This is a genomic window from Autumnicola tepida (genome assembly GCF_031846485.1).
In the GTDB taxonomy this organism is placed as follows: Bacteria; Bacteroidota; Bacteroidia; order Flavobacteriales; family Flavobacteriaceae; genus Autumnicola; species Autumnicola tepida.
Genome location: NZ_JAVRHQ010000037.1, coordinates 1 through 21,462 on the forward strand (window position 1 = coordinate 1; position 21,462 = coordinate 21,462).

Consider the following 21,462-nt stretch of genomic DNA (forward strand, 5'->3'; position numbering starts at 1 on the left):
TCTTTTTCTGGCCTTATGTCGTGGGGATCTGCTCCAAAAATAACACGAGAAAAGGTTTATAAGCTTTAGTGCTTCTATTCTGGCCGGAATTATGCTGTGCAATTCTTCTTTGAACATTGTTGGTCATGCCCATATAGATCCAATCTTTGACCTGGCTTTTAATGGCATAAACAAAATACATTATAGAGTAATAAAAGGAAGAAAAGTACCCGGAGCGGGACTTGAACCCGCACGCCCAAAGGACACATGGCCCTCAACCATGCCTGTCTACCAATTCCAGCACCCGGGTAATTATTGAATTATCGAAAATCCAATTTTTGTGAAAGTGTTTCAAATTTAATTGAAAAAGTGATCTGGCTGGGGCTCGAACCCAGGACCCTCTCCTTAAAAGGGAGATGCTCTACCAACTGAGCTACCAGATCTGGTGCAAATAAAATTATGAACTTAAAAGTGATCTGGCTGGGGCTTCCTGAAACTTCGCTCTCGCTCTGTTCAGGACAGGCTTCTCGCCCAACAAAAATTTCACTTCAAAAAGTGATCTGGCTGGGGCTCGAACCCAGGACCCTCTCCTTAAAAGGGAGATGCTCTACCAACTGAGCTACCAGATCTATTTGTGCATCGGCTTTTCCAGAATGCGGGTGCAAATATAGTATCATTAATTTATTTTTCAAGGGTAAATTCATATAAATTTGCAAATGTTTTTAATTAACCTCAAAATTAGGGAAATAGCACATGAAATATTTTTTAAATGGCTACATGGGAGCGGGAAAATCAAGAATAGGAAAGCTGCTTGCCAATAATCTCAATTATGATTATGTAGATCTTGATGAGCAAATAGAACTTATTGAACAAACCGATATTCAAAGCATATTTCAGGAAAAGGGAGAACTTTACTTCCGTAAAATTGAACACACAGTTTTACGTGATATCCTTGAAAAAGAAGGTGATATGGTAGTTTCCTTAGGTGGCGGCACCCCCTGCTATGGAGATAACCTGGAGTGGATTAAAAATGTTTCCGATGCCAAAACCATTTATCTTAAAGCCACTGTAGGCACCTTAACAGAAAGATTGTTTCTTGAAAAAGTGCACCGTCCTGTGATTAGTCATTTGCAGACCAAAGAAGAACTGGAAGAATTTCTGCGGAAACACCTGTTCGAAAGAGCTTATTATTACAATCAATCTGATGTTATTGTAAATGTAGATGATAAAACGCCTGAAGAAATTACGGCTGAAGTTATGTCAAAACTAGAGTAATTCCACCCGGTCATTATCTTTTTCAAATTTTAGTTTTACCGTTTCATTAAGTGAGGTGGAAAGGGAAATACCTTTAAAATCGGCTTTAACGGGATATTTTTTATGATTCCTGTCCACCAGTACAGCTGTTTTAAACTGTTTTAAGGGCACATCTAAAAAATGCCGTACCCCATAAATTAGCGTAGTGCCGGAATTGAGCACATCATCTACAAGAACAACAGATTTGTCCTTGTAATCCTCGGCTTTTAATGAAGTGGAAATTGAGCCAAGCGGATTCTTCTTGTCTATTTTCACTTCACAAAGCTCCGATTTTAAAGCTGAAATTTTCTCAAGTTCTTTTTGAAGACGTTTGGCAAGCTCAAACCCATTTTTTGCAATTCCGGCTAAAATGATCTCTTTTTCATCAATATTATTTTCCAGGATTTGATAGGCGATGCGTTTAATTTTATGCTGAATTTCTGCCTGGTTGAGAATGAGAATACTGGTTTTCATACATTTTCTTTTTTGCTGAAATTAAAAAATAATTCATTCCCCTTTCTGGGTGGAATGGAATTATAACAGGGTTCTAATACTTTAATTTCGAAGTACGGACTAAAATACATTAAATATTCTGCTTTGCTGCCACCATAAGGCGGCCCTTTCTCCGTAAGGGGAAAATTGAAGAGTAGTCCGGCAATTCTTCCTTTAGCTGCTAATAGTTCGTGTACTTTTTTTGCATAATCTCTTCTTCTGGTGACAGGAATCGCACAAAAAAATGTCTGCTCTAGGATCAGGTCGAAATGATCATGAATTTCAAAGAAATCCTGATGCAGTAAATGAGAATCGGGAAAAGCAGGTTGTCTTTTCTTCAAATTCAATAGTGGTTCTTTAGCAATATCGGCCACATAAACATTACTGAAACCCCTATTAAAAAGATATTCGGCTTCATAAGCATTCCCTGTTCCCGGGATTAGTATTTTCAGGTTTTTGTCCTCCAGTTGATCTATATACTCTTTAATAGGAGTAGAAATATGGCCAATATCCCATCCGGTATTATTTTCCTGGTAGCGGGCAGACCAGTATTTTTCAGCTTTTTTGCTCATCTTTTTTATCTTCAGAAGCATCATCAAACCATTCATCAATATCACGCCGGTCTTTTTTGGTAGGCCGTCCTGTCCCTTTTTTCCGGTAATAATCCTGGGAATACTTCAACAGCTCTTTCTTCTCAAATTCTTCCTTAGGGGTCACATCATGTACGTAAAGGTTTACCAGTTTTGCGCCCACTCTGCTTGAGGGCAGGTCAAGGATTTCAATTTCATAATTCACCTGGTTTTTTCTGGCAACCACTTTATCTCCGGGAAACACTTCCTTAGAAGGTTTTACATTGGCACCGTCCATTTTTACTCTTCCCTGCTTACAGGCATTGGTGGCAACGCTTCTTGTTTTAAAGTACCTCACACACCATAAAAACTTATCAACTCTCATAACACAGCTTTAAATCTATCTTATTCCTTGAGCAAAAATACAAGATTATTGTATCTTGCGGCCTAAAATTTCAGACGATGCGATTAAAGCAATTATTTCTTATTTGTACTCTTTTTGGTTTGACTTTTACCTCCTGTAATAAAGATGACGATGACGACGGGGTAACAACAGTTCCTGAAAGAGACAGGGGAGAGCAGGCTGTGGAAGATGATGAGGCCCTGGTAGCATACTTATCTACTCATTTTTATAATTACGAAGAATTTGAAACACCTCCAGAAAACTTTGATTACCGGATTAGGATTGATACCATAGCAGGAGAGAATTCCGATAAAACTCCTTTAATAGATTCTGATAAACTGGTGGAAAAAATAGTGGATGATGAAGATGTGGAATATTCCCTGTATATCCTCAAGGTGAGGGAAGGAGGAGGACGCATGCCAACCTTTGCTGATTCCACTTTGGTGGGATATAAAGGAGAATTGCTCAACGGTAATATATTTGATCAAAATATGGCTGCACCGGTATGGTTTGACCTTCCCGGTTATATTACGGTTAATTCCAATGGAAGGCTTGCCAGGTTTGGAGGAGTTATTCCAGGTTTTTCTGAAAGTTTAACTGAATTTAGGGCGGCAACCAATTATACCGTTAATCCCGATAATACCATTACCTGGGAAGATTACGGAATAGGAGCAGTGTTTGTTCCTTCGGGATTAGGATACTTCTCTATGGGGCAATCTGGTATTCCCGCTTATAGCCCGCTAATCTTTGAAATTAACCTTTACCGTGCTTTGGAGGCAGATCATGACGGAGATGGTATACCTTCATGGATGGAAGATCTGGATGAGGATGAAAACCTTTTTAATGATGACACAGATGAAGATGGATATACAAACCATTCAGATCCCGATGATGACGGAGATGGGACTCCTACAAGAGAGGAAATAGAAATACTTGAGGATGGTACTCTGGTTTTTCCAGACAGTAATAACGATGGAACTCCGGATTATCTTGACCCCGATGTTTTTAAAGGTTAAACAACAAATGAGAAAAGCCCCGAATCAGGGGCTTTTTTGTTCTCAATTTCTATTCTTTAAAAAGAATATGAAGCACTTAAAATCCACTGGGAAGGTCGGGAATCAATTTTAAAGCCGTTGTCCTGAGCAAGATCACCACCAAAAGCGTCATTATCCTGGAATGCTCCTTCATAGCGTGCATCAAATCCTAACCGCCCAAGATTTACGCCCACACCCAATTGATAGCCAACAGTAATCTCTTCTTCCACATCTCCAATTTCAAGGTTGGTATCTTCCAGCTCATTGCTTAGAATATACTGGAAAGAAGGCCCTGCTTTTATATTAAGAGGTCCCAGAACATTTACTCCCAGTAAAACCGGCGCATCTATTTTCTGGACCACGTAATCGAAAGCGGGATATTCTGTAGTAAGCCTGGTGTAAAGTAGTTCTGGCTGAAGAAAAATTCCCGCAATGCCTATTTTTCCAAAAAAGCCCAAATGATAGCCTGTTCTCTCTTTTCCTTCCTCTATTTGGGAAGCGTCATCTACTACTTCAGAGAGATTTTCATAATCTCCGGTGGCCCCGTAATTTAATCCTCCTTTTATTCCAAAAGAAGATTCCTGTGCTACCAAATTCATTCCACAAAGCGCAAGGGCTAAAAACATTAATTTTTTCATAGTTATGGTATTAGGTTGAGTATAAATAACGCTAAAGGGCAGATATTTATTTCTGAAAATGTAAAAGCCTTTCAGCATTAATTCCTGAAAGGCTTTTTTTGAGTTGGCTTTGGTACTACTTTCTTTTAAGAACCTTTTCCGTTGCTTTTATTATAGCGTCGGCATTAAGGCCGTATTTGGCGAAAAGTTTTTCCGGAGTTCCGCTTTCCCCAAAAGTATCTTGTGTAGCTACAAATTCCTGAGGTGTAGGATGATTTTCAGCTAAGGTGCGGGCAACGCTTTCACCCAGGCCACCAAGGAAGTTATGCTCTTCAGCAGTAACCACGCATCCTGTCTTTTTAACGGATTTCAAAATTGCTTCTGAATCAAGCGGCTTAATGGTGTGAATGTTGATCACTTCTGCGCTTATTCCTTTTTCTGAAAGTTTTTCAGCTGCCTGAATGGCTTCCCAAACCAGGTGTCCGGTGGCAATAATGGTTACATCATTCCCCTCAAAAAGCTGAACGGCTTTCCCAATTTCAAAGTTTTGGTCTTCAGGAGTGAAATTAGCCACTTTTGGGCGTCCAAACCTTAGGTAAACCGGCCCGTCATGATCGGCAATGGCAATGGTGGCAGCTTTTGTCTGGTTATAATCACAAGTATTTATAACCGTCATTCCCGGCAACATTTTCATTAGACCTATATCTTCAAGAATCTGGTGCGTAGCACCGTCTTCTCCAAGGGTAACGCCGGAGTGCGACGCGCATATTTTCACATTCTTATTGGAATAGGCAACACTCTGGCGAATCTGGTCGTAAACCCTTCCTGTGGCAAAATTGGCAAAAGTACCTGCGAAGGGAATTTTCCCGCCAATGGTAAGGCCGGCAGACATGCCAATCATATTGGCTTCGGCAATCCCCACCTGGAAGAAACGCTCAGGATTTTCATCTATAAAATCCTGCATTTTAAGCGAGCCTACCAAATCGGCACACAAGGCTACAACATTAGGATTTTTACGCCCTAGTTCGGTTAAGCCGTCCCCAAATCCGGAACGGGTATCTTTTTTTCCTGTATCTGTATATTTTTTCATCTTAACTTCTTTGTCATTTCCGCAGCGGCGAAAATTTATTTTTTTGTGATGTTGATAATAAGTAAAGGGAAATTAATAATCTCCAAGTGTTTCAGGATTTTGGGCAAGTGCTTTCTCCAGTTGTTCATCGTTGGGCGCCTTCCCGTGCCACGCGTGGGTGTGCATCATAAAATCTACCCCATGCCCCATAACTGTGGTCATAAGAATACACACGGGTCTGCCTTTTCCGGTTCTCTTCTTGGCTTCGGCCAATCCTTCCAACACCTGGTTAAGGTTGTTACCATTTTCTATTTCCATCACATCCCAGCCAAAAGCTTCAAATTTCGCCTTTAAGTTCCCCATAGGTAAAACGGTTTCGGTGCTACCGTCTATTTGCTGCCCGTTAAGGTCTATTGTAGAAATAATGTTGTCTACTTTATTTCCGGCGGCGTACATGATGGCTTCCCAGTTTTGTCCTTCCTGAAGTTCTCCATCCCCGTGTAGGGTATACACAAGATGCTTGTCCCCGTTTAATTTCTTGGCCTGTGCGGCTCCCAGCGCTACAGACATTCCCTGCCCAAGGGAGCCCGAAGCAACACGCACACCCGGCAAGCCTTCGTGGGTGGTGGGGTGTCCCTGTAACCTGGAATCTATAAGCCTGAACGTGCTGAGTTCTTCAACGGGAAAATATCCGCTTCTGGCCAGCACACTGTAAAATACAGGCGAAATGTGGCCATTAGAGAGGAAGAAGATATCTTCATCTTTCCCGTCCATGTTAAAATCTATATTATGTTCCATCACTTCCTGGTAAAGAGCGGTGAAAAATTCGGTACATCCAAGCGATCCTCCAGGGTGCCCGGAATTCACCTTATGTACCTGCCTCAAAATATCCCTGCGTACCTGGGTGGCAAAATCTTCTAATTCTTTGATGTTTGGCATTTTAGTCTTGTATTGTTAAATATGAGTTGATAACAAAAATAGCTTTTTAATCGGCTTCACCAAAGCTTAAATAGTCGAGATATTTTAAGGAGTGAAAAGTTGGAAGTGGAAAGTGAAAAAGTTTTCTCCTCTCTCCTCTCTTGTTGAACATAACACTTGAGTATATTACAGGTGCAGGACTTATCTGTAGCTCGGCAGGCTATTTTCTTTCTTTAGAACAAATGTTGAGTATCTTTGCACCCATTGAAAATTTTTTATGGATTTTGAACTTTTATCTACCGATAAGGCAGGCATTGCCAGGGCAGGGACTATAACCACCGATCATGGCAAAATTGAAACCCCTATTTTTATGCCCGTGGGCACGGTGGCTTCGGTTAAAGGAGTGCACCAGCGGGAATTAAAGGAAGATATCAATCCCGATATTATCCTGGGGAACACCTATCACCTTTACCTTCGGCCTCAAACCGATATTCTTAAAAAAGCTGGCGGCCTTCATAAATTTATGAACTGGGACCGCAATATCCTTACCGATAGTGGCGGGTACCAGGTATATTCCCTTTCAGCAAGAAGAAAGATTAAGGAAGAGGGCGTGAAGTTCAAATCCCATATCGACGGTTCTTACCATACATTTACTCCTGAAAATGTGATGGAAATCCAGCGGACGATCGGCGCCGATATTATTATGGCTTTTGATGAATGCACGCCGTACCCCTGCGATTATAAATACGCCAGGCGTTCTATGCACATGACGCACCGGTGGCTGGACCGCTGCATTGCGCATCTTGAGAAAACACCTCCTTTATATGGCTACAGCCAATCGCTTTTTCCTATTGTTCAGGGAAGCACATATAAGGATTTACGGGAGCAGTCGGCCGAATATATCGCCTCGGTTGGAGCTGAAGGCAATGCCATAGGCGGACTTTCGGTAGGCGAACCGGCTGAAGAAATGTATGCCATGACAGAAGTGGTCACAAATATTCTTCCGAAGGAAAAACCACGCTACCTTATGGGCGTTGGTACTCCCATCAATATTTTGGAAAATATCGCCCTGGGCGTAGATATGTTCGATTGCGTGATGCCAACCCGAAACGCCCGCAATGGAATGCTGTTTACCGCCCACGGAACCATTAATATAAAGAATAAAAAATGGCAGGAGGATTTTTCTCCTATCGATGAAATGGGCATTACCTATGTTGATACGTATTATTCCAAAGCGTATCTGCGGCATTTATTTACGGTTAACGAGATGCTTGGCAAGCAAATTGCTACCGTTCATAACCTGGGCTTCTACCTGTGGTTGGTTCGCGAGGCCAGAAAACATATCTTAGCCGGTGATTTTAGCAGCTGGAAAAACAGAATGGTTACACAAATGGATAAACGCCTCTAATTTGAAAATCCTCGACTGGTACATACTTAAGCGCTATTTAGGAACTTTTGCTTTAATGCTTTTGCTGTTTATTCCTATTGGGATTACAGTAAACCTTGCTGAAAAGATTGATAAAATTCTTGAAAACGAAGTGCCTTTTATTGAAGTGGCAAAATATTACCTGGATTTCACCATCTATTTTGCCAATCTGCTGTTTCCGCTTTTTTTGTTCCTGTCGGTAATCTGGTTTACCTCCAAGCTTGCCAATAATACTGAAATTATCGCTTTTCTAAGTAGCGGGGTATCTTTCTGGCGCTTTTTAAGGCCATATCTTATTGGAGCAGGAATTGTTTGTTTTGGGGCACTTATTCTTGGAATGTTTTTGGCGCCCAGGGCCAGTAAGGGCTTTAATGAATTTAAATACGAATATCTCAAAAAAGGTGCTCAGGTCCAGGAGACGAGGGATGTTTACAGGCAAATTAATGATAACGAATACATTTACGCCAGCAATTTCCAGCCCAGGACCAAAACTGCCAGGAATTTCACCCTCGAGCATTTTGACGGAAATGAACTGGAATTTAAACTAAGCGCTTCTTACCTCGAATTTAATGAAGAAGACACCACTTATTCCCTTACCAATGTAGACCGTCGTGTGGTAGGTGAAAATGCAGATAAAATTTTTAGCCAGAGAAAACTAGATACCATTCTGCCTTTCGAATTTGATGAACTCACCCCCGAATCTTACATAGCAGAAACTCTGAATTATACCGAGCTCAACGATTTTATAGAAACCGAACGCCGCCGTGGTTCGGGGAACATCAACCGATACCTGGTGGTGGCATACAAGAGGTGGAGTTTGCCGGTTTCGGCCTTTATTCTTACCGTTATTGCAGTGGCGGTTTCTTCAAAAAAGAGAAGAGGGGGAATGGGGGTAAACCTGGCACTGGGGATTACCCTCGCCTTTATTTTTATATTTTTCGATAAAGTTTTCGGGACTATGGCAGAGCAATCTACATTTTCCCCGCTAATCGCCGTATGGTTCCCAAACATTGTCTTTGGAATACTGGCAGTATATTTATTGTTTACTTCCAAAAGATAAAAGCTCCGGGCTGCATAAAAATTAAAAGGAAACTGGAAATCTTCCCTCCAAAGTTTGTTATATTTGTAGGCTAATAAAAAAACACCATAATTCTTATGGAATATTTGGATTTTGAATTACCCATTAAAGAGTTAGAAGAACAATACAAGAAGGCTTGTACTATAGGAGAAGAAAGTGATGTAGATGTTACTGCAACCTGCAAGCAAATTGAAAAGAAACTCAAGGAAACCCGAAAAGAGATCTATAAAAATCTAACCGCCTGGCAGCGTGTACAGTTGTCCCGCCACCCCAACAGGCCATATACCTTAGATTATATAAAAGCTATTTGCGGTGATACTTTTCTGGAACTTCACGGCGATAGGAATGTAAAGGACGATAAAGCCATGATTGGTGGCCTTGGAAAAATCGATGAGCAAAGCTATATGTTCATTGGTCAGCAGAAAGGTTATAATACCAAAACCCGGCAGTACAGGAATTTTGGAATGGCCAATCCTGAAGGATACCGCAAAGCGCTCCGGTTAATGAAATCTGCTGAAAAATTTGGACTTCCTGTGGTGTGTTTAGTAGATACCCCCGGCGCTTATCCGGGCCTTGAAGCCGAAGAACGCGGACAGGGAGAGGCCATTGCCAGGAACATCCTGGAGATGACCCGCCTTAAAGTGCCGATTATTGTAGTAATTATAGGAGAAGGCGCCAGTGGTGGAGCGCTTGGCATAGGAGTGGGAGATAAAGTATTGATGCTGGAGAACACCTGGTACTCTGTAATTTCTCCTGAATCCTGTTCTTCCATCCTTTGGCGTAGCTGGGAGTATAAAGAAACCGCGGCAGACGCGCTGAAGCTTACGGCCAAGGATATGAAAAAACAAAAGCTCATCGATGAAATCGTAAAAGAACCTATTGGTGGTGCCCACAGTAACAGGAAAGAAATTTTTGATACTGTAAAAAAATCCATTTCCGATGCTTATGATGAATTTAAAAACTTATCACCAGCAGATCTTGTTGAAAAAAGGATGGACAAATATCTGGGCATGGGAGTTTTTAAAGACTAATTCGTTCTATATCGCATTATGAATTAATCCGAAGCTGAAGTTTCGGATTTTTTTATCTCTATGAACAAAAAAAATAAGTTTTCAACAATAGAATTGTTGATTACCGGTGGACTAACTTTGCTCTTATTTCTTAAGGCCATCTTAACAAATTCTTTACTTTCGTAACATGGAAAAAATCACTGCCCCGCAAAGCTTTGGCTATAAGCAAAGCAACGTTGTTAATCTGGAAAAAGGAAAATTGCCTCCTCAAGCTGTTGATTTGGAGGAAGTTGTGCTTGGCGCAATGATGATTGATAAAAAAGGGGTAGATGAGATTATAGATATTCTACATTCTGATGCCTTCTATAAATCTTCTCATAAACTCATTTTTGAAGCCATACATAAACTCTTTGAAAATACAGAGGCAATAGACTTATTAACAGTCTCTAACCAGCTGAAGAAAGACGGCAATTTTGAAAAAGCAGGAGGGGATTATTACCTCATTCAGCTTACCCAAAAAGTATCTTCTTCGGCACATATCGAATTTCACGCCCGTATAATCCTTCAGAAGTACATCCAGCGCAGCCTTATTAAAATTTCAAATGAGATCATTGAAGATTCTTACGATGAATCTACAGATGTTTTTGATTTGCTGGACCAGGCCGAAGCGAAATTGTACGAAGTTACGCAGGGAAATATTAAAAAATCTACAGAAACCGCGCAGAGCCTGGTGATCCAGGCTAAAAACCGTATTCAGGAGATCTCCAATAAGGAAGGCTTGAGTGGGGTGCCCTCAGGTTTTGAGCGGCTTGATAAGCTTACCTCGGGCTGGCAGCCCAGTGACCTTATTATTGTGGCGGCGCGTCCCGGTATGGGTAAAACCGCCTTAACCCTGTCTATGGCACGAAATATTGCGGTAGGCCAGAATTTGCCGGTGGCTTTTTTCTCCCTGGAAATGTCTTCAGTACAGCTTATTACCCGTTTGATTTCTTCGGAAACCGGGCTGTCTTCAGAAAAACTTAGAACGGGAAATCTTGAAAAACACGAATGGGAACAGCTTAATGTAAAGGTTAAAGATCTTGAAAAAGCGCCGCTTTTTATTGATGATACGCCGTCTTTGTCTATTTTCGACCTTCGGGCTAAGGCAAGGCGTTTGGCATCACAGCACGGTATTAAGCTTATCGTGATCGATTATTTGCAGTTGATGACCGCCGGTGGAAGCCAGAAAGGAGGGAACAGGGAACAGGAAATTTCTACCATTTCACGAAACCTTAAAGCGCTGGCCAAAGAACTTAATGTCCCGGTAATCGCGCTTTCCCAGCTTTCCCGTGCGGTGGAAACCCGTGGAGGCAGTAAAAGGCCTCTGCTCTCCGACCTTAGGGAATCCGGGGCGATCGAGCAGGATGCCGATATTGTTTCCTTTATCTACCGTCCCGAATATTATAAGATCGATGAGTGGGACGATGAAGAAAGAACGCCTACAGACGGCCAGGCGGAATTTATTGTGGCCAAGCACCGTAATGGCGGTCTGGAAAATATACGATTGAAATTTATTGGACATCTTGGTAAATTTGATAACTTGGAAGAGTTTGATTCTCCGTTCGAGTTCCATTCTAAAATGAACAGCGGGGGAGACGATGAGAATGAATTTGGAGGAAACCAAAATTTGCCAAATCCAAGTGCCGATGAAGCTTTTGGCAGTTCCATGAATGACGATTTTAATGATGACGACAGCGACGTGCCTTTTTAATTTTCCGCAGAAAAAATTCAGGTTCAAAAAATATTCCGCCGGTTTTTCTTCTAATCTGAAGAAGGGCCTGGCGGTTTTTTTATTTCTTTTTCTGTCATCTTCCGGTTTTGCATCCAACATTTTAATTCCCATGGATGCTGACTCGCAGACAGACCATCTAAAAGCATACGGGATTACTTATTATTCCCTGGTCAACCAGCTTAAGGTGCGTTGGCTCCTCAATTACCGCGGAGGTTCTTTTCTAATCTCAGATACTGAAGCCCTGCGGCGGGAATGCCAGATTCGTGGAGTTTCTTTTGAAATTATAAGCGACAGTAAAACCGCCCAGATCCTGGAGGAAATCAGCAGTCCGTCGCAAAATATGGAAAGCGTTGAACTGGAAAAAGCGCCTGAAATTGCGGTTTATTCGCCGCAGGGCAATAAGCCCTGGGACGATGCGGTAACCATGGTACTTACCTATGCTGAAATTCCCTATGAAACGATTTATGACCGTGAGGTGCTGAATGATGCTTTGCTGAGGTACGACTGGCTGCATCTGCACCATGAAGATTTTACCGGGCAGTACGGCAAATTTTACAGGGCCTTCAGGACCACACCCTGGTATATAGAAGATAAAAAGGAAGCCGAAGCCCTGGCGGCAGAACGCGGCTATGATAAGGTTTCAGAAGAAAAGCTGGCCGTGGCTTTAAAAATCCGGGATTATGTGGTAGGTGGCGGCTTTATGTTCGCCATGTGCAGCGCAACAGACAGTTTCGATATTGCCCTTGCTGCAGAAAATGTAGATATTGCCGAGGCAATGTTCGACGGTGACCCAAGTGAGCCGGGATATCAGGCTAAAATTGATTATAATAATACCTTCGCTTTCACCGATTTTATCCTGGAGCGCAATCCGCAGGTTTATGAGTTTTCTTCCATAGACATGACCCAAAAAAGGCAAATCCCAGCAGAAAGCGATTATTTTACCCTCATGGATTTTTCAGCTAAATGGGATGTGGTGCCTACAATGCTTACCCAAAACCATACCCGCCTCGTTAAGGGTTTTATGGGGCAGACCACCGCTTTTAATCCTGAAAATATTAAAGCCAGCGTGCTGGTAATGGGAGAAAGCAGGCTGAATGGCGAGGCCAGATACATTCATGGTATAAAAGGAAAAGGTTTTTTTACCTTTTACGGAGGCCACGATCCCGAAGATTATACCCATAGGGTAGGAGATCCCAAAACCGAACTGGAGCTGCATCCTAATTCTCCCGGGTACCGGCTTATTCTGAATAATGTCCTTTTTCCTGCGGCCAGAAAGAAAAAACAAAAAACCTGATATTTTATGCGGATTGACGCGCACCAGCATTTTTGGGATTATAATTCTGAAAGATATGGCTGGATTGAAGATAAGGCTATCCAGAAAGATTTTGCACCTGAGGATTTGAAGCCCCTGCTCGATCTCCACGGGTTTGATGGTTGTATTGCTGTGCAGGCAGATCAGAGTGAGGAGGAAACCAGGTTTTTGCTCAATCTGGCAGCTGAACATAACTTCATCAAAGGGGTTGTGGGCTGGCTGGATTTATCTGCGGAAAATATTGAAGAAAAGCTGGCGCAATATGCCAAAAACAAAAGTTTTAAAGGCTTAAGGTACACGGTTTATGACGAGTGGGGGGAGTTTATGGTAGATAGGCGATTTCAAAACGGTATATCAAAACTGTCAAAATTTGGCCTTGTATATGAGATTTTGGTCTTTCCCTACCAGCTGAAAGGCGCGATAGAACTTGTAAACAGGTTTCCTGAACAACGTTTTGTGCTAAACCACATGGGCAAACCCGAAATATTTGAAAATGCTTCTGAAGATTGGAAAGAGGGGATAAGGAGCCTTGCCCAGAACAAAAATGTGTATTGTAAAATTTCAGGATTATTGAGTGCGGCAGGAAAAAGGGAATGGGGCCTGCAGGATTTTTATCCTTTCCTCGATTTTGTATTCGAAAACTTTTCAGAAGATAAAATTATTTTTGGATCAGACTGGCCGGTTTCCCTCTCCGGTGGGAGCTATGCCCAGGCTGTAGATGTAATTGAGAACTATCTCTCTGCCCAAGATGAAAACCTGCTCCGCAAGGTATTCGGGGAGAATGCAAAAAAATTTTACAGGCTGTAAAATTTTGAAGGGCATGCTTCAGGATTTGAGTTTAGTTCTTTACCTTTTCAGATAAATCGGAAAAAGAAAAGCCATGCATAAATTCTTTCAGAAGGAGATAAAATTAAACTCTAAACGCCGCGGATTTCATCTGGTAACCGATGAAATTATAAGCCAGTTTCCAGAAATTTCAGAAATTAAAAAAGGTATGCTGCAGGTTTTTATCAAACATACCTCTGCCGGCCTTACCATTAACGAAAATGCCGATCCCACGGTGCGGGAAGACTTTGAAAGCCACATTAACAAAATGGTGCCGGAAAATCAGCCTTACTACAAACATACGCTGGAAGGGCCGGATGATATGCCGGCACATATAAAAGCTTCGCTTATGGGGAATTCAGTTCAAATTCCTCTTACGAACGGTAAGCTAAACCTGGGCACCTGGCAGGGAATATACCTGTGCGAGCATCGCGACAGCGGTGGTTCAAGAAAAATGGTGCTTAGTGCCTGGGGAGAATAAATTTTTAGGGGTCAGCAGTGAGTTACCTACTTTAAATTAAATTAATTACAAAAATGTTCCGCTGAGCACAGTCGAAGCCAGGATTTTAATCATTAAGAGTTTTCGACTGCGCCTGTTTGCCGCCCAGGCAGGCTCGAACTGACGGTGATAATCATTTTTTATTTTTGTTTTACAATTTAAAATCCGAGTGAAATTAGGAGTATCAGGTGCTTGCCTCTATAAATTCTAAACTTATGAAAAAGCAATGATTCCCGCCGGGCTGGAGGATTTACCAATTACTAATCCGGTATTAAAATTTTTAATTATCCTCCTTCTAATCCTGTTCACCCCAATTTTGCTGAACAGGATTAAAGTCCCCCCTCTGTTAGGGCTTATTATAGCCGGGGCGGTTATTGGCCCTAACGGACTAAACCTAATGGAAAGGGATAGTGGGATTATTCTTTCGGGCACCGCCGGCTTACTGTACATTATGTTTTTAGCTGGCCTGGAAATAGACCTAGCCGATTTTAAAAGGAACCGCACTAAAAGCATCGTATTTGGGCTCTATACATTCACAGTGCCAATGCTTATGGGGATAGGAGCAGGGCTTTATTTGCTCAATTATTCCATGATAACATCCATATTGCTGGCCAGCATGTTTGCCTCCCACACCTTAATTGCCTATCCCATAATCCGCAAGGCCGGCGTAGCAGGAAACCGTGCCGTGAATATTACCGTAGGAGGCACGATGATTACCGATGTGCTGGCCTTATTGATTCTTGCCGTTATTGTAGGGCTTACTAAAGGGGAAGTGAATGCGGGCTTCTGGTTTCAGCTGGGAATTTCCACGATTATTTTTGGATTTATTGTTCTTTATTTATTTCCCATAGTTGGCCGCTGGTTTTTTAAACGATGGGATGATAATGTGGGGCAGTATATTTTTGTGTTGGCCTCTGTATTTTTTGGCGCCTTTCTGGCTGAATTAGCCGGAATTGAAGGCATTAGGGGCATTCCTCACAGGTATCGCCATGAACAGGCTTGTTTCCCGAACCTCACCTTTAATGAACAGGATCGAGTTTGTTGGGAATGCCATTTTTATTCCCTTTTTTCTCATTGGAATAGGAATGCTGATAGATTACAAAGTATTTTTTAAGGATGCTGAAACACTTAAAGTGGGTTTGATAATGATAATTGTCGCTACTGCTGCCAAATATTTAGCTGCCTGGCTTACCCAGAAATCCTTCGGGTTTTCAGCAGATGAGCGCAGGGTGATCTTCGGGCTTAGCAACGCCCAGGCTGCGGCCACCCTTGCGGCAGTGGTTATAGGATATAATATTATCCTGCGTACCGGAGAGGTTGGAATGCCAATTCGCCTCCTGGACGAAAATGTACTTAATGGCACCATATTAATGATTCTTGTAACCTGTACCATTGCTTCCTTTTCAGCGCAAAAAGGGGCCCGTAATCTTGCATTATTAGCTGAAGATGGACCTGGTACAAAACTAACTTTCTCTGAAAAAATTTTGATTCCCATCAGCAATGCCGGGTCCATAAATGAATTGATCAATTTGGCCCTGGCTTTAAAATCTCCCAAAAACAGGGATGGCATTTATGCGCTTAGCGTTATTAAAAATTCCGCAGAAGATCTGGCAGCAGAAAAGCATACGAGGCAAATCCTTAATAAGGCTGTTGTTACTGCATCAGCAACAGATGTGATTTTGAATGGCTTGTTGCGGTACGACCTGAATCTGGCAAATGGTATTACCAGCGTTGTAAAAGAGCAGAAAATCTCTGATATTATACTTGGGTTTCATGCAAAAAAGCAGGAGGTAGAAAGCTCCCTTGGCAGCATTACTCAGGAAATACTTAAAAGTTGCCATGCTACTATCTGGATATATAAAGCTCCTTATTCTCTTGATTCCGTAAAAAGGCATATAGTGACGATACCTGATAATGGGCATTTTTACCCGGGTTTATCATTATATATGACTAAAATCATGCGTTTAGCCGCAGGTTCTGCCGCAGAAATTCAAATATATTCTTCAGAAGAAACCCTGGAGATCATAAAGGGACTTCAGCGTAAATGGGGTTTGCAGACCGAAATGCACGTGCTTAAAAACCGTAATATCCTGAAGGCTGAACTTGTGAAGGATTTAAAACATGGGGACAATCTTATTCTGGTTCTAGCCGGGCGGCAGAACAGCATGTATGAAAAACAGATGGAGAAACTGTTGCTCGGGCTTCAGGCAGGCCGGGGCTACAATTTCATTCTGGTTTATCCGCCCCTGGGAGCCAGTAATTTGAGGACTGATATGTTCAATCCCAGTGCTTTTTTCCGCAGCACATAAGTTGATTTGTTCAGGTTTAACAAATAAAAAATCCGGCTCTTTACAGAACCGGATTTTAATATAAGAGAGTATAATTTGTTATTTAATTACTTTACTTTATCAACAATCGCTTTAAACGCTTCAGGATGGTTCATTGCCAAATCGGCTAAAACCTTACGGTTTAGTTCGATTCCACTGGCTTTGACTTTCCCCATGAACTGCGAATAAGACATCCCTTGCTGACGGGCAGCAGCGTTAATACGCATAATCCACAATGAGCGGAAATTACGTTTCTTGGTTTTGCGGTCTCTGTAGGAATAAAGCATCGCTTTTTCCACCGCGTTTTTTGCTACTGTCCAAACGTTTTTACGACGTCCGAAGTAACCTTTTGCTTGCTTAAGAACCTTTTTTCTTCTGGCTCTCTTGGCAACTGAATTTACTGATCTTGGCATATTTTAATTGTTTTTGTAGCAGGCGGCCGGTAACCGGCACTTTTAACTAAAGTTCTAACTGTCACACTGAGCGCAGTCGAAGTGTTGCCCGACTCCAGGGTTTATAAATATTTAAACCGTTAAGAGCTTCAACTTACTTTAAACGTAACTGAAGTTTAACATTGTCCGTATCCGCATCGTGTACCAAGGTACTGTGCGTTAAGGCAAGCTTACGTTTTTTAGACTTCTTTGTTAAGATGTGGCTTTTAAACGCGTGCTTTCTTTTAATTTTACCTGTACCTGTTAGCTTAAAACGCTTTTTGGCACTGGATTTTGTTTTCATTTTAGGCATGCTGTCCTTCTTTTATAATTAACTCTCTTATTCTTTAAAAATGTAAACCTCATATAAAAACCTCTCCCGTGGAGAGGTGGGAATTCTTTTATAAATTCCGGGTGAGGACTATTTCGCTTTTTTGGTAGGAGCCATAAACATGGTCATACGTTTACCTTCCAGTTTTGGCATTTGCTCTACCTTTCCATGTTCTTCAAGATCTGTGGCAAGTCTCAACAGTAAGATTTCCCCTTTATCTTTAAAGACAATAGAACGCCCTTTAAAAAATACGAACGCCTTTAACTTGGCACCATCTTTCAGGAATTTTTCAGCATTACGCTTCTTAAATTCATAATCATGGTCGTCGGTATTTGGTCCGAATCGAATTTCTTTTACTACAACCTTACTGGCCTTGGCTTTCATGGCCTTTTCGCGTTTCTTCTGTTCGTAAAGAAACTTCTTGTAGTCCATCGCTTTTACAACAGGCGGTTCGGCATTTGGAGAAATCTCCACTAAATCCAATCCTAGTTCTTCTGCGATTGCTAAGGCTTCCTTAATAGGGTAAACGTCCATTTCAACATTATCACCCACAAGCCTCACCTTTTCAGCGCGGATTTTCTGGTTGATTCTGTGTTCGTCCTCTTTCCTTCTCGTACTGGGCCTTTTCGATTTTTTTCTTCGTATTGCTATGGCTAATCTATTTTTGGTTAAACTTCAAACGCCTTCAGCGTTTTCTTTATTTCGTTGTTAATAATTTCGGCAAAAGCTTCTACCGGCATAGTGCCTATGTCGCCTTCCCCTCTCTTTCGTACAGAAACCGTACCATCATTTGCCTCCTGTTCTCCAACAATCAGCATATATGGGAATTTGTTCACTTCTGCTTCGCGAATCTTCTTCCCGATGGTTTCGTTCCGGTTATCTATACGGGCGCGAATTTCGTGATTTTCCATTAAAGTTAAAACTTTTTGGGAGTATTTTTCATATTTCTCACTGAGGGAGAGAATAATAGCCTGTTCCGGCATTAACCAAAGCGGGAAATTTCCTCCTGTATGTTCAAGCAATATGGCAACAAAACGTTCCATACTGCCAAAGGGGGCGCGGTGGATCATTACCGGGCGGTGACTTTCATTGTCACTCCCTTTATATGTCAGGTCAAAACGCTCCGGCAGGTTATAATCTACCTGAATGGTGCCAAGTTGCCAGTTTCTGCCAAGGGCATCTTTCACCATAAAATCCAGTTTAGGGCCATAAAAGGCTGCTTCACCGGTTTCTACAACATAATTAAGGCCTTTTTCCTTTGCGGCGGCGATGATGGCATTTTCAGCTTTATCCCACACGTCATCGCTTCCAATATATTTCTGCTTGTTTTCAGGATCTCTAAGGGAAACCTGGGCGGTGAAGTTTTCAAAACCTAAAGAATCAAATACATATAAAGTAAGGTCTATTACTTTTTTAAATTCATCGTCTAACTGATCGGGAGTACAGAAAATATGGGCATCATCCTGGGTGAAGCCACGCACGCGGGTTAAACCGTGTAATTCCCCGCTCTGCTCGTAACGATAAACAGTACCAAATTCGGCAAAACGTTTTGGCAAATCGCGGTAACTCCAGGAAGTGGCGTTATAGATTTCACAATGGTGGGGGCAATTCATTGGTTTCAGCAAAAATTCCTCTCCTTCATTAGGGGTTTTTATAGGCTGGAAACTGTCTTCCCCGTATTTGGCATAATGCCCGGAAGTTACATAAAGTTCTTTTTGCCCAATATGAGGGCTTACCACCATTTCGTATCCCGCTCCTTTTTGGGCTTTTTTTAGAAAATTTTCAAGACGCTCCCGCAACGCGGCACCTTTTGGCAGCCATAGTGGCAATCCCTGTCCTACCTTTTGGGAAAACGTAAAAAGTTCCAGTTCTCGTCCTAATTTACGATGATCTCGTTTTTTTGCCTCTTCCAGCAATTCCAGATATTCTTTAAGCTCTTTTTGTTTCGGGAAAGAAGTACCATAAATCCTGGTCAGCTGCGGATTTTTCTCATCACCGCGCCAGTATGCACCGGCGGCACTCATTAGTTTTACCGCTTTAATTATGCCGGTATTGGGAATATGGCCTCCACGGCATAAGTCGGTAAAAGTGTCGTGATCGCAAAAAGTGATGGTCCCGTCTTCCAGGTTTTCGATCAATTCCACTTTAAACGGATTGTTCTGCTTCTTGTAATAGTCAAGAGCATCGGCCTTGGAAACTTCGCGCATTTTAAAATCGTGCTTTCCGCGGGCAATTTCCAGCATTTTGGTTTCTATCTTTCCAAAATCATTTTCCGAAATTTTATGCTCCCCAAAGTCCACATCGTAATAAAACCCGTTTTCAATGGCGGGGCCAATGGTGAGCTTTGCGCCTGGATACAGCTCTTCTATGGCCTGGGCCATTACGTGGGAAGTGGAGTGCCAGAAGGCCTTTTTCCCCTCTTCGTCATTCCATGTATATAAGGTAAGGCTGCCGTTGGTAGTTAAAGGCGTGGCGGTTTCTATAATTTTATCATTAAATTTAGCTGAAATCACATTTCTTGCCAGGCCTGCACTAATGCTCTGTGCAACATCCATGGGCGTTGTGCCTTTCTCGAATTCCTTAATACTGCCGTCCGGCAAAGTAACCTTAATCATGTCTTGCTTTTCAATTTAGAAAAGCAAAGATAAGCGGTTGAACTTGGTTGCGCAATACAGAATTTGTGGAATATGTTTGTTTTGGGCGTTTCCGCTCCCAAAAGGTCGCGGCCGGGCTATCCGCTGTATCTTATAGCGGTTATTGGAGGAGGGGAAGATATGGGATATATTAAGGAGTTTGGAAAACTATCAAATTCAGTACCCGCTATTCCGCTATAAGGATACCGCTGCTATCCCTAACGCAAAAAAAGTTGAAAAGTTAAAAGTCAAAAAGTTCAAAACTATGGCTCCTTCCCTTTTTTTAAGGGAAGATGGCTTTATCAGCGAGAGCTGATGAAGACGAATGGCAAACAAACTTGTTTTTAAATAACGAGTTCCTATAAAGGAGAATACTTGATCTGATCATATAAGGAAACCGATAATTGTTAAATTCTGGTATCGCCATATTTCTGCGAAAATCCGCGATATCTGCGGGAGATTTTTTTGAATCAGGAAGCAGGAGGCAAGAACCAGGGCGTTGTAAAGAAGAGAAGAGCGAAGATTTCAAACGCCGATATTGGCTATTTCAAAGGCTTCCTCTTATTTTCAGGTGTGGCTCCTTCCCTTTTTTAAGGGAAGGTGGCTTTATCAGCGGGAGCTGATAAAGACGGAAGGGTAAATAAACTTGTTTTTCAATAACGAGTTCCTATAAAGGAGAATACTTGATTTGGTCATAATAAGGAAACCGATAATTGTCAAATTTTGGTATCGTCATATTTCTGCGAAAATCCGCGATATCTGCGGGAGATTTTTTTGAATCAGGAAACAGGAGGCAAGAACCAGGATACCGTAAATGAGGAGGAAGGTGAAGATTTCAGAACCTCTTTTTCACACCTTTGCCATAACAGAGACCTAACAGGTTATAAACAGCTTTTGGTTCTGAACACCGATAAACGGTAATTTTTTGGAATTTATCTTTCATTTGCCTGTGGCTCCTTCCCTTTTTTAAGGGAAGGTGGCTTTATCAGCGGGAGCTGATAAAGACGGAAGGGTAAATAAACTTGTTTTTAAATAACGAGTTCCTATAAAGGAGAATACTTGATTTGGTCATAATAAGGAAACCGATAATTGTCAAATTTTGGTATCGCCATATTTCTGCGAAAATCCGCGATATCTGCTGGAGATTTTTTTGAATCAGGAAACAGGAGCCAAGAACCAGGATAGCGTAAATGAGGAGGAAGGTGAAGATTTCAGAACCTCTTTTCACACCTTTGCCATAACAGAGACCTAACAGGTTATAAACAGCTTTTGGTTCTGAACACCGATAAACGCTAATTTTTTGGAATTTATCTTTCATTTGCCTGTGGCTCCTTCCCTTTTTTAAGGGAAGGTGGCTTTATCAGCAAGCGCTGATAAGCCGGAAGGGTAAAAAACATGATTTTAAGCAAAATCCAATGCTTACCCTTCAGATTAATTCGCAGTTT

Annotated in this window: 21 protein-coding genes, 3 tRNA genes and 1 pseudogene; 11 read left to right on the top strand and 14 right to left on the bottom strand. The window is 41.8% G+C overall.

Annotation, left to right across the window (positions count from 1 at the left end; translation table 11 throughout):
- Window positions 1–13: 13 nt before the first annotated feature.
- The 4 genes from RM553_RS19765 to RM553_RS18495 all read right to left on the bottom strand — a co-directional run bounded on the left by RM553_RS19765 (window position 14) and on the right by RM553_RS18495 (window position 608).
- On the bottom strand, window positions 14–181 hold the full coding sequence (locus RM553_RS19765) for a GIY-YIG nuclease family protein (RefSeq protein WP_432271478.1): 168 nt from the start codon (window positions 179–181) through the stop codon (window positions 14–16).
- Between the two features lie 25 nt (window positions 182–206).
- Window positions 207–289, bottom strand: a tRNA-Leu gene (locus RM553_RS18485).
- Between the two features lie 60 nt (window positions 290–349).
- A tRNA-Lys gene (locus RM553_RS18490) sits at window positions 350–422 on the bottom strand.
- Between the two features lie 113 nt (window positions 423–535).
- A tRNA-Lys gene (locus RM553_RS18495) sits at window positions 536–608 on the bottom strand.
- Window positions 609–732: 124 nt separating this feature from the next.
- On the opposite strand from RM553_RS18495, the gene RM553_RS18500 reads away from it, so the two are divergent.
- Complete coding sequence (locus RM553_RS18500) at window positions 733–1,254, top strand: shikimate kinase (protein WP_311536450.1); 522 nt, start codon at window positions 733–735, stop codon at window positions 1,252–1,254.
- On the opposite strand, the gene RM553_RS18505 is transcribed toward RM553_RS18500, so the two are convergent.
- Genes RM553_RS18505 through RM553_RS18515 form a run of 3 tightly spaced genes read right to left on the bottom strand, consistent with a single transcriptional unit; the run spans window position 1,246 to window position 2,718 of the window.
- A complete protein-coding gene (locus RM553_RS18505) occupies window positions 1,246–1,746 on the bottom strand; it encodes a phosphoribosyltransferase family protein (protein ID WP_311536451.1) in 501 nt (166 codons plus the stop codon). The two genes, RM553_RS18500 and RM553_RS18505, sit on opposite strands and share 9 nt — an antisense overlap.
- Entirely contained in the window at window positions 1,743–2,336 is a 594-nt protein-coding gene (locus RM553_RS18510) for a class I SAM-dependent methyltransferase (protein ID WP_311536452.1), read from the bottom strand. The genes RM553_RS18505 and RM553_RS18510 overlap by 4 nt, the downstream gene beginning before the upstream one ends.
- A complete protein-coding gene (locus tag RM553_RS18515) occupies window positions 2,320–2,718 on the bottom strand; it encodes an RNA-binding S4 domain-containing protein (protein ID WP_311536453.1) in 399 nt (132 codons plus the stop codon). Before RM553_RS18515 ends, RM553_RS18510 begins: the two co-directional genes overlap by 17 nt.
- A gap of 77 nt (window positions 2,719–2,795) precedes the next feature.
- Here RM553_RS18515 and RM553_RS18520 point away from each other — a divergent pair, with 77 nt between their 5' ends.
- A complete protein-coding gene (locus tag RM553_RS18520; RefSeq protein WP_311536454.1) occupies window positions 2,796–3,752 on the top strand; it encodes an FKBP-type peptidyl-prolyl cis-trans isomerase in 957 nt (318 codons plus the stop codon).
- A 56-nt stretch (window positions 3,753–3,808) separates the two neighbouring features.
- Here RM553_RS18520 and RM553_RS18525 read toward each other — a convergent pair whose 3' ends face one another.
- The 3 genes from RM553_RS18525 to RM553_RS18535 all read right to left on the bottom strand — a co-directional run bounded on the left by RM553_RS18525 (window position 3,809) and on the right by RM553_RS18535 (window position 6,395).
- Window positions 3,809–4,408: an outer membrane beta-barrel protein gene (locus RM553_RS18525; RefSeq protein ID WP_311536455.1), complete on the bottom strand. Its 600-nt coding sequence runs from the start codon at window positions 4,406–4,408 to the stop codon at window positions 3,809–3,811.
- Between the two features lie 115 nt (window positions 4,409–4,523).
- Entirely contained in the window at window positions 4,524–5,477 is a 954-nt protein-coding gene (locus RM553_RS18530) for a transketolase family protein (protein WP_311536456.1), read from the bottom strand.
- Window positions 5,478–5,549: 72 nt separating this feature from the next.
- Window positions 5,550–6,395 carry a transketolase gene (locus RM553_RS18535; RefSeq protein ID WP_311536457.1) on the bottom strand — a complete coding sequence of 282 codons (846 nt, stop codon included), beginning with the start codon at window positions 6,393–6,395 and terminating at the stop codon, window positions 5,550–5,552.
- A gap of 256 nt (window positions 6,396–6,651) precedes the next feature.
- Here RM553_RS18535 and tgt point away from each other — a divergent pair, with 256 nt between their 5' ends.
- The 8 genes and pseudogenes from tgt (at window position 6,652) to RM553_RS18575 (ending at window position 16,604) form a co-directional block, all read left to right on the top strand.
- Window positions 6,652–7,782: a tRNA guanosine(34) transglycosylase Tgt gene (tgt, locus tag RM553_RS18540; protein ID WP_311536458.1), complete on the top strand. Its 1,131-nt coding sequence runs from the start codon at window positions 6,652–6,654 to the stop codon at window positions 7,780–7,782.
- Between the two features lies 1 nt (window position 7,783).
- A complete protein-coding gene (locus RM553_RS18545; RefSeq protein WP_311536459.1) occupies window positions 7,784–8,860 on the top strand; it encodes an LptF/LptG family permease in 1,077 nt (358 codons plus the stop codon).
- A 95-nt stretch (window positions 8,861–8,955) separates the two neighbouring features.
- On the top strand, window positions 8,956–9,909 hold the full coding sequence (locus tag RM553_RS18550) for an acetyl-CoA carboxylase carboxyltransferase subunit alpha (RefSeq protein ID WP_311536460.1): 954 nt from the start codon (window positions 8,956–8,958) through the stop codon (window positions 9,907–9,909).
- Between the two features lie 166 nt (window positions 9,910–10,075).
- On the top strand, window positions 10,076–11,638 hold the full coding sequence (gene dnaB, locus RM553_RS18555) for a replicative DNA helicase (RefSeq protein WP_311536461.1): 1,563 nt from the start codon (window positions 10,076–10,078) through the stop codon (window positions 11,636–11,638).
- 130 nt (window positions 11,639–11,768) lie between these two features.
- Window positions 11,769–12,953: an asparagine synthetase B gene (locus RM553_RS18560; RefSeq protein WP_311536468.1), complete on the top strand. Its 1,185-nt coding sequence runs from the start codon at window positions 11,769–11,771 to the stop codon at window positions 12,951–12,953.
- A 6-nt stretch (window positions 12,954–12,959) separates the two neighbouring features.
- The gene (locus RM553_RS18565; RefSeq protein ID WP_311536462.1) at window positions 12,960–13,778 is read left to right on the top strand and encodes an amidohydrolase family protein; all 819 of its coding nucleotides are present in this window, start codon (window positions 12,960–12,962) and stop codon (window positions 13,776–13,778) included.
- A 73-nt stretch (window positions 13,779–13,851) separates the two neighbouring features.
- The gene (locus tag RM553_RS18570) at window positions 13,852–14,277 is read left to right on the top strand and encodes a secondary thiamine-phosphate synthase enzyme YjbQ (RefSeq protein ID WP_311536463.1); all 426 of its coding nucleotides are present in this window, start codon (window positions 13,852–13,854) and stop codon (window positions 14,275–14,277) included.
- Between the two features lie 244 nt (window positions 14,278–14,521).
- Window positions 14,522–16,604 (top strand): annotated as a pseudogene (locus tag RM553_RS18575) (cation:proton antiporter).
- Between the two features lie 86 nt (window positions 16,605–16,690).
- On the opposite strand, the gene rplT reads toward RM553_RS18575, so the two are convergent.
- The 4 genes from rplT to thrS all read right to left on the bottom strand — a co-directional run bounded on the left by rplT (window position 16,691) and on the right by thrS (window position 19,999).
- Window positions 16,691–17,035: a 50S ribosomal protein L20 gene (gene rplT / locus RM553_RS18580; RefSeq protein ID WP_311536464.1), complete on the bottom strand. Its 345-nt coding sequence runs from the start codon at window positions 17,033–17,035 to the stop codon at window positions 16,691–16,693.
- A 133-nt stretch (window positions 17,036–17,168) separates the two neighbouring features.
- The gene (rpmI, locus tag RM553_RS18585; RefSeq protein ID WP_311536465.1) at window positions 17,169–17,366 is read right to left on the bottom strand and encodes a 50S ribosomal protein L35; all 198 of its coding nucleotides are present in this window, start codon (window positions 17,364–17,366) and stop codon (window positions 17,169–17,171) included.
- 108 nt (window positions 17,367–17,474) lie between these two features.
- Window positions 17,475–18,029, bottom strand: coding sequence for a translation initiation factor IF-3 (gene infC / locus RM553_RS18590; RefSeq protein WP_311536469.1), 555 nt, complete (start codon window positions 18,027–18,029; stop codon window positions 17,475–17,477).
- 23 nt (window positions 18,030–18,052) lie between these two features.
- Entirely contained in the window at window positions 18,053–19,999 is a 1,947-nt protein-coding gene (thrS, locus tag RM553_RS18595; protein ID WP_311536466.1) for a threonine--tRNA ligase, read from the bottom strand.
- A gap of 72 nt (window positions 20,000–20,071) precedes the next feature.
- Between thrS and RM553_RS18600 the strand changes: the two genes are divergently transcribed.
- On the top strand, window positions 20,072–20,218 hold the full coding sequence (locus RM553_RS18600; protein WP_311536467.1) for a hypothetical protein: 147 nt from the start codon (window positions 20,072–20,074) through the stop codon (window positions 20,216–20,218).
- Window positions 20,219–21,462 lie beyond the last annotated feature (1,244 nt).

Excerpts from the sequence above, each read along its gene's own strand:
- tgt (WP_311536458.1), top strand. The coding sequence starts at position 6,652 with ATGGATTTTGAACTTTTATCTACCGATAAGGCAGGCATTGCCAGGGCA.
- RM553_RS18560 (WP_311536468.1), top strand. The coding sequence starts at position 11,769 with ATGGATGCTGACTCGCAGACAGACCATCTAAAAGCATACGGGATTACT.
- RM553_RS18525 (WP_311536455.1), bottom strand. The coding sequence starts at position 4,408 with ATGAAAAAATTAATGTTTTTAGCCCTTGCGCTTTGTGGAATGAATTTG.
- RM553_RS18570 (WP_311536463.1), top strand. The coding sequence starts at position 13,852 with ATGCATAAATTCTTTCAGAAGGAGATAAAATTAAACTCTAAACGCCGC.
- RM553_RS18505 (WP_311536451.1), bottom strand. The coding sequence starts at position 1,746 with ATGAAAACCAGTATTCTCATTCTCAACCAGGCAGAAATTCAGCATAAA.
- RM553_RS18535 (WP_311536457.1), bottom strand. The coding sequence starts at position 6,395 with ATGCCAAACATCAAAGAATTAGAAGATTTTGCCACCCAGGTACGCAGG.
- rpmI (WP_311536465.1), bottom strand. The coding sequence starts at position 17,366 with ATGCCTAAAATGAAAACAAAATCCAGTGCCAAAAAGCGTTTTAAGCTA.
- thrS (WP_311536466.1), bottom strand. The coding sequence starts at position 19,999 with ATGATTAAGGTTACTTTGCCGGACGGCAGTATTAAGGAATTCGAGAAA.
- RM553_RS19765 (WP_432271478.1), bottom strand. The coding sequence starts at position 181 with ATGTATTTTGTTTATGCCATTAAAAGCCAGGTCAAAGATTGGATCTAT.
- RM553_RS18600 (WP_311536467.1), top strand. The coding sequence starts at position 20,072 with ATGTTTGTTTTGGGCGTTTCCGCTCCCAAAAGGTCGCGGCCGGGCTAT.
- rplT (WP_311536464.1), bottom strand. The coding sequence starts at position 17,035 with ATGCCAAGATCAGTAAATTCAGTTGCCAAGAGAGCCAGAAGAAAAAAG.
- RM553_RS18510 (WP_311536452.1), bottom strand. The coding sequence starts at position 2,336 with ATGAGCAAAAAAGCTGAAAAATACTGGTCTGCCCGCTACCAGGAAAAT.
- dnaB (WP_311536461.1), top strand. The coding sequence starts at position 10,076 with ATGGAAAAAATCACTGCCCCGCAAAGCTTTGGCTATAAGCAAAGCAAC.
- RM553_RS18520 (WP_311536454.1), top strand. The coding sequence starts at position 2,796 with ATGCGATTAAAGCAATTATTTCTTATTTGTACTCTTTTTGGTTTGACT.
- RM553_RS18530 (WP_311536456.1), bottom strand. The coding sequence starts at position 5,477 with ATGAAAAAATATACAGATACAGGAAAAAAAGATACCCGTTCCGGATTT.
- RM553_RS18565 (WP_311536462.1), top strand. The coding sequence starts at position 12,960 with ATGCGGATTGACGCGCACCAGCATTTTTGGGATTATAATTCTGAAAGA.
- RM553_RS18500 (WP_311536450.1), top strand. The coding sequence starts at position 733 with ATGAAATATTTTTTAAATGGCTACATGGGAGCGGGAAAATCAAGAATA.
- RM553_RS18550 (WP_311536460.1), top strand. The coding sequence starts at position 8,956 with ATGGAATATTTGGATTTTGAATTACCCATTAAAGAGTTAGAAGAACAA.
- RM553_RS18515 (WP_311536453.1), bottom strand. The coding sequence starts at position 2,718 with ATGAGAGTTGATAAGTTTTTATGGTGTGTGAGGTACTTTAAAACAAGA.